Raw genomic sequence first — 6,758 nt, forward strand, 5'->3', positions numbered from 1 at the left:
TTTACATCATTGTTCTATAGAGAGATTCGTTCAGCTATATTTTCTGCTGTAATTCTACTCCTTGTATGAATGGTTCCTTCTATTTGATTATGAAACCTCAAATAAAAAAGAAATTTATCGATTCTCTTCGTGTTTACTTGTGATTCCAGCACTTTAGTTAGAACCTCACTTAGCTTATTTAGTGTATGGCATCTAGTTGCAATCCCATCGATATTATAAGAAGCCTCTCCTAACGTAATTACTTTTTTATGCAGGGCTAAAGCTTCGATCCCAACAGTTGAATTAATAGTCACTACAGCTAAAGCACGTCCAATCAGTTGCTTAATATCATACTTTTGGATAAAGATTATATTTTTATTTTCCTTGAATCTTCTTTTTAACTTCCTGTAGTTATTACGGCTCATATCTTCGGGATGTTCTTTAATGATAATTTTAATATGTCGTTTTTGTGCGACATTCACCTCCTTTAATGCTGCTAGAACGATTTCTACCAATTGCTCCATGTTTTTTATTTTTGGCGAATTATAGAGTATTTGCGTATCTCTTGCTACTTGAAATGGCAGGAAAATATATTCATTTGGCCATTCGAACTTATTTTCTCTTCGTAATTTATAGAAAATCTTAAATACGAAATATTTAATGGCTTGCCATAATGTAATATGCGAATACAGTTTAGGACAAAGCTTAACTAGATTCCCAATCATATTAATAGCTTTAATCATCGCTACTCCAAGTAGGTTTTCACTTATCTTATTTTCCAGCCCACTATTTTCAGGCTTAAACAAGTAATTTCTTAATCTGTTAGTATCAATTTCTAATGAATCATAAAACGCAGCATCCCTTGGTATGGAACTATCGGCATTAATTCCTTTTTCATCACATGTAATCGTATATGGCCGAAAGAGACCATCTTCAAAAATGAATATTTTCAATCCCCTTTTTTCTGCAATCACTTTTGACACTTGATCTATCCAATGATATCCGTTGAAAAGGCAAATCACATCAATCCCATTCTCCTCAATGTACTTATCAATCAGATACATATAACGTTTGTACATCTGCAGTTCTTTTTCTGTAGTGTCCTTATTTAGGATACTTTTTTTATACGTAATATTATAAATTTTCAAACTTAGTAGTTTATCATCCGTTATTGAATACTCTTTTTGTGATATATATAAAGGAGCAAAGATCGTTCTTATGTTACCTTTAAACAAAAGTTCGCCTAATTCGAATTTCATTTGAAAACATTGATGACCTTTTCGATTAAGTTCATTAGCGATATCAATAAAAAATCCTTTGTTTCGGTTACCTCTTAAAAATAAATAATTGGCCACTGAATCGATCAACTACTTTCTAAACCGGAGCTTCCACTGCCTTATTAAGTTAGGGTTGCAACGCGAATCATTTGTTCAAAACTTCCTTAGTAAACTTAAAAACTATTTTTCCAAATGGTTATTCAATTCATCAGAGAGTTCCTTTATCTTTTCTTCATCAGGAAAATAGTAATACGTTTTATTCTTCTCTCCCTCTGTTCCAACGATTTCATGTTCTTCCACATGATTAAGAGCAGCTTGGTAATTTTTCTGGATATCCCACATTTCTTCTAGTCCCAAGTTTGTTCTGACATTGTCTTCAATTGCTCTAATAATGTCCCTGAAATTCGAAATTGATGTTGTTATACCAGGTACAGTTCTTGCTTTATCGGCAATTTCTTGAAGCACTTGTCGCTGTCTCTCTTGACGGCCAAAATCGCCTCTTGGATCTTGCTTCCTCATTCGTGCATAATGTAATGCTTTCTCACCATGCATATCAATGGGACCTTTTTCATAAGTAAAGCCTTTATATTTAAATTCAAACGCGTTATCTACTTTAATTCCGCCAATAGCATCAACTAGATCAACTAATCCCCGCTTATCCGCTCTTATAAAGTAATCAACTGGCACCCCTATTAGACTTTCTACCGTATTGATTGTCATTTTCGTACCACCATAGGCATAAGAAGCATTTATTTTATCCTTCTTACCATAGTTTGCGATTGGCACATACGTATCACGCGGAATACTCACTATATGTGTGGTTTGTTTTTTAGGATTTAAGGTTACAAGAATGAGTGAGTCGGCTCGTCGGTTTGGGTCCTCTGGGCCTCCAGGATCGTCAATTCCCATTAACAAGATGGTTATCGGATCTCCTTCTTTTAAATTGATGCTAGCTAGTCTTTTCTGAGTTTGTTGATCATCCACCTCTTCTTGAATATTTGTAATTGCAGATGTGAATACCTTCCATGCATAACTGCCAGATGCAACAACTAATACACCACATGAAGTTAATACAATTAGCAGAATTTTTTTTAGCTTGTCTTTATTCATCTAATCCTCACCTAAAGTTGCAATATGTAATCAGCTTTCAATCGTAAACTATGAAGCTATATCTGATTCCGATTCATAGTTTCTACCAGTCCTAGCGACTTTTACCCAATCTCTGTTAAAGAAATAAGCAACACTTCCGTACATCACAAAATACATGATCACAAATCTGTGAATTGTAACGTCATAGATAATTGTCATTAATAGACGGGACCAACTCTTCTTTTCAAAAGTAAAGCCATAGCGCTTTACCTGCCTAATGGCTGATAAATCATATAAGAAGTTAAATACAATGATGTATAACAAATAAAGAACAACAAAGCTAAGTAATGAAACGGAGAAATCCCCGATGGCCAAATAAATGACAATGCCTGCTGTAACATAAGATGCTAGAACAGCAACTACAAATGATTCAACAATGTAGAAGAAGGAAACAGACTTTGTAAACATCGTGCTTAACAGAAATGGAAAGAATTGAACGAGACAGTCGATATATCCTTTTTGCCAGCGGAGTCTCTGCTTATATAAATCTTTCCAGGTTTCTGGTAACTCCGTATAACTAATTGCATCAGAAACCAGTACAATCTTCTTTTTTTTGTTTTCTTTTCTTGTTATGTACTTTTGAATTTTTAATGTAATGTCAATATCTTCACCAACCGAAGATCGATAGCCTCCGACCTCCACAAGCAGTTTCTTATTAAAGATACCGAAAGCCCCAGAAATAATGGCTAATCCCTGAAAACGTGCAAGGGAAACTTTTGTTACATAAAAAGCTTTCAAAAAATCAAGCATTTGAACACGTAAAAGCATATTAACCTTAAGTGAAAGCTTGCTTAATGGATTTTCTGTTTTGGTTTGTAGTACATGTACCATACCACCTGCTGCAACAACATCCTCATCAGCAAATTTATTGTTAACAGCAGTTAACGCAGACTCTGTTAACACTGTATCCGCATCTAATGTAACTATCAGTTCTTTTGATGAATATTCAATACCAGCATTTAACGCATCCGCTTTTCCGCCATTCAGTTTATTCACAACATAGATATTGGGATAAATCTTAGATTGGAAAGTACTTTCAACTAGGTTATGCGGCAGGGAATTATTAGAAGTTTTCCAGCAAGGTTCTAACTTTAAATACTCATGCAATAGACGAAACGTATGGTCAGTCGAACCATCATTGATATAAATCACTTCAAAGTTTTGGTAGGACAATGACTTCATACTGTTAATAGAGGTTTTAATAATTCCTGCCTCGTTGTAACAAGGGATTAAGATGCTTATTCCTTTCTGTGTTGTTGGGTTGTGCTTTTTGTTTTCTCCCTGAACACTAAAAATAGGTAAACAGTGGAAAATATGGAGTACAGGGAAAAACAAACATAACACGAATAAAATTTCCAGATAGAATTCCAAGAATCGGTTCCCCTTTCTACATTCGTTTATTGAACAAATTTATTTTTTGAATACAACCTTCTCATTTACGAAATATTCCAATTACTCACGATATATTTACGTACATAATTCATTCTACTTTTTGAATATTTTTATCCAGACAATCATGCGTTGAAAAAATAGAATAGTATGCCGAAAATTGCCCACGCCTTCTCTCGGTTCCTATCACAATAAAACATTTGTCGAAATATGACTCCTCTCAAAATAGTATTTCAAGATAAGGTATATTTTACAAGGGGGTAACATAAAAACTATTCATAATACCCACTTATCATTACAACTATATTTCAGTCACTAATCATTCCAGCCTACAATATTTTACATTTATAACGATTTAGTAATTTAAAGGAACTTAGACTACAGATAATTTACATTATCGAAATATTTGTCTATTTTTAGAAAAAATTGTGTGTTTCAAAACGAAAATTATAGGGTTTTTCAATGTTATCGTCCGAAAATTGCAAGTATAAAATACATAGTCTTTTAGAACTGAATTTGACCTGGAGTGGTGCATATAGTACCTCTCTTTTGCAGAACAGTTGTTGAAATATCTGGCTTTCTGGCTCTAGTTCTATACGCGCAGAGGTTCAAAATCAAATCATTTTGGGACTATTTATGAGTGTTGCATTTGTTTTTTCAACCCTCTTTACTATTTTTTTACAAAATACAATCATTTAGATATAAAGTATGATAGATTCATATTATTTGTACCTTAAGTAAGATTTACTAAAGCTTTCTCTTAAAATATAATGTTACTAATTAAAAAGGAGGATAGTACTTCATGATCTTACAAGAAACCATAAAAGGATTAACCTTTAATATTTACGGTAAAAACAATAATCTGGATGCGAACATTGACAAGGTCACATTTAGGCAAACGGAGATTAAAATAACGGGATCCAATAATAAAATTACGATTGGGGATGAGGCTCAACTGCAAAACCTCCTTATACATATTCGAGGTTCAAATAATGAAATACATATTGGAGCAGAATCTCATTTAATCGGTCATATGCTTTTAAAAGGAAAAAGACAATCGATCAAAATTGGGGATCGAACTACGTTTAAAAATGTATATTTACTATCTCAAGAAAATAAAAACATAGAAATTGGATCAGATTGTATGTTGTCATATGATATAGCCATTCGTACAACGGACGCACACTCAGTCATAAACCTAGAAACGAATGAAAGAACGAACCATGCAGATCACGTTAAGATCGGAAATCACGTGTGGATTGCAGCTAATTGCTTAATTTCTAAAGGTGTCACCATTTCTGATGACTGCATTATTGGTGCACGATCAGTCGTAACTAAACCATTCACTGAACCTCATTGCACTATAGCTGGATCCCCAGCTAAAGTTATCAAAAGAGGGACAAGTTGGACTAGAGAAAGATTATAAGACCATAAAAGGTCTTTTTTCTTTATTATCTAGAGAACGCAATTACTGAATCAGTTATCTTTTGCATTCTCTCCATTCACTTCTAAACTGTCCTGATGTTGACTTTATACATGCTTATTAATTTTTATCAAAGGTGGTACTAATATGACTCTTAAAGAAGAACTACTGAAAAGAGGAGTATGGCTAAACGATGATTCTAACATTACTAAACAATCACGTCTCTCTATAGAGCCTCCAATCCGACTTTTAAATACCCAAGTCTCATATGGAAATATTGGCGCATTTACAAATATTCGTGGTGGTGTGGTTCGAACGGTTAAGAGTATTGGAAGATTCACGACCATAGCACCTGGCGTTACAATTGGAATGGGTGAGCACCCTATTCACTATTTAAGCAGTCACACTTTCCAATATGATAAATCGTTTGGATTTAATTTTTGGGATGAAGCGAAACGATTTAAAACAAAAGTAAACTATAAAATACCAAAGGAAAACCCTGTGATAGGAAGTGACGTATGGATTGGTGCAAATGTCACCATTCTTAAAGGGGTTACGATAGGTGATGGAGCTGTTATTGCTGCAGGAGCTGTTGTTACAAAGGATGTAGAGCCCTACTCAATCGTTGGAGGAGTTCCAGCTAAATTCATTAAGTATCGTTTTGATGAAGATACAATTAAACGTCTATTAGAAATAAAATGGTGGAATTACATGCTTGACTCTCTAGAAGGGCTGGACTTTTCCGATATAGAATCTGCTTTGCTTGAACTTGAGAACAGGAAGGCAAAAGGCTTACTTACTAAAAGAAAAAGACAGTTGGTTAAAATTAAGGATAGGGAAATTATTACTGAGCAGGTAGCCTCCTCGACCCAGTAACTATACACAGTGACACCAAATGCTTCGGAATGATTGTATTCAGGGTATGATGGCACATCCGAAAAAAAAGGCAAGAGTACCCACTTAACGGGTTCCGATTCAGGGTACAAAACAGTAAATCACAATAACGTTTTTAGCGTGAATTCACAAACGAATTCACGCTTTAATTTTCTTGTTTTAGTAACGTTTGGATACAGTTTTTATAAAAAAATAATTAAAACTCACATCAGTTTTTTGGGAGTGTGGCAATACTTATTGTACAGTGAGAATGTTCTTGTGAAAATAGGTGCGTTATTGTCGGTGAATTGCTTTTCGGTCCAAAGTTGAAGATGCAACAGCGTGTTTGCTGAATGAAGTAAATTCTAATATTAAAGGAGTTACTCGACTTCAGACATAACTAAGATGTTTTGGCTTTCCCTTGTCAGAAGATGCTTCGACTTCAGACATAACTAAGATGTTTTGGCTTTCCTTTGTCAGAAGATGCTTCGACTTCAGACACAACCGAGATGTTTTGGCTTTCCTTTGTCAGAAGATGCATCGCCTTCGGAAACAACCGCGATGTTTTGGCTTTCCTTTGTCCGAAGATGCTTCGACTTCAGACATAACTGAGATTTTTTGGCTTTCTTTTGTCAGAAGATGCTTCGACTTCGGACATAACTAAGATG

General features: G+C 34.6%; 5 protein-coding genes. 2 read left to right on the forward strand and 3 right to left on the reverse strand.

Annotated elements, in window-relative coordinates; translation table 11 throughout:
• Window positions 1-14: 14 nt before the first annotated feature.
• The 3 genes from E1I69_RS16645 to E1I69_RS16655 all read right to left on the reverse strand — a co-directional run bounded on the left by E1I69_RS16645 (window position 15) and on the right by E1I69_RS16655 (window position 3,776).
• The gene (locus E1I69_RS16645) at window positions 15-1,334 is read right to left on the reverse strand and encodes a hypothetical protein (RefSeq protein ID WP_161974921.1); all 1,320 of its coding nucleotides are present in this window, start codon (window positions 1,332-1,334) and stop codon (window positions 15-17) included.
• Window positions 1,335-1,436: 102 nt separating this feature from the next.
• Window positions 1,437-2,366 carry an LCP family protein gene (locus E1I69_RS16650; RefSeq protein ID WP_136380691.1) on the reverse strand — a complete coding sequence of 310 codons (930 nt, stop codon included), beginning with the start codon at window positions 2,364-2,366 and terminating at the stop codon, window positions 1,437-1,439.
• Window positions 2,367-2,414: 48 nt separating this feature from the next.
• Window positions 2,415-3,776 carry a glycosyltransferase family 2 protein gene (locus E1I69_RS16655; RefSeq protein ID WP_161974922.1) on the reverse strand — a complete coding sequence of 454 codons (1,362 nt, stop codon included), beginning with the start codon at window positions 3,774-3,776 and terminating at the stop codon, window positions 2,415-2,417.
• An 820-nt stretch (window positions 3,777-4,596) separates the two neighbouring features.
• Here E1I69_RS16655 and E1I69_RS16660 point away from each other — a divergent pair.
• Both E1I69_RS16660 and E1I69_RS25290 read left to right on the forward strand, forming a co-directional pair.
• Complete coding sequence (locus E1I69_RS16660; protein ID WP_136380693.1) at window positions 4,597-5,220, forward strand: acyltransferase; 624 nt, start codon at window positions 4,597-4,599, stop codon at window positions 5,218-5,220.
• A gap of 144 nt (window positions 5,221-5,364) precedes the next feature.
• Window positions 5,365-6,093: a CatB-related O-acetyltransferase gene (locus tag E1I69_RS25290; RefSeq protein WP_136380694.1), complete on the forward strand. Its 729-nt coding sequence runs from the start codon at window positions 5,365-5,367 to the stop codon at window positions 6,091-6,093.
• Window positions 6,094-6,758 lie beyond the last annotated feature (665 nt).

Source organism: Bacillus timonensis (assembly GCF_004799755.1).
Classification (GTDB): Bacteria; Bacillota; Bacilli; order Bacillales; family Bacillaceae_L; genus Ferdinandcohnia; species Ferdinandcohnia timonensis_A.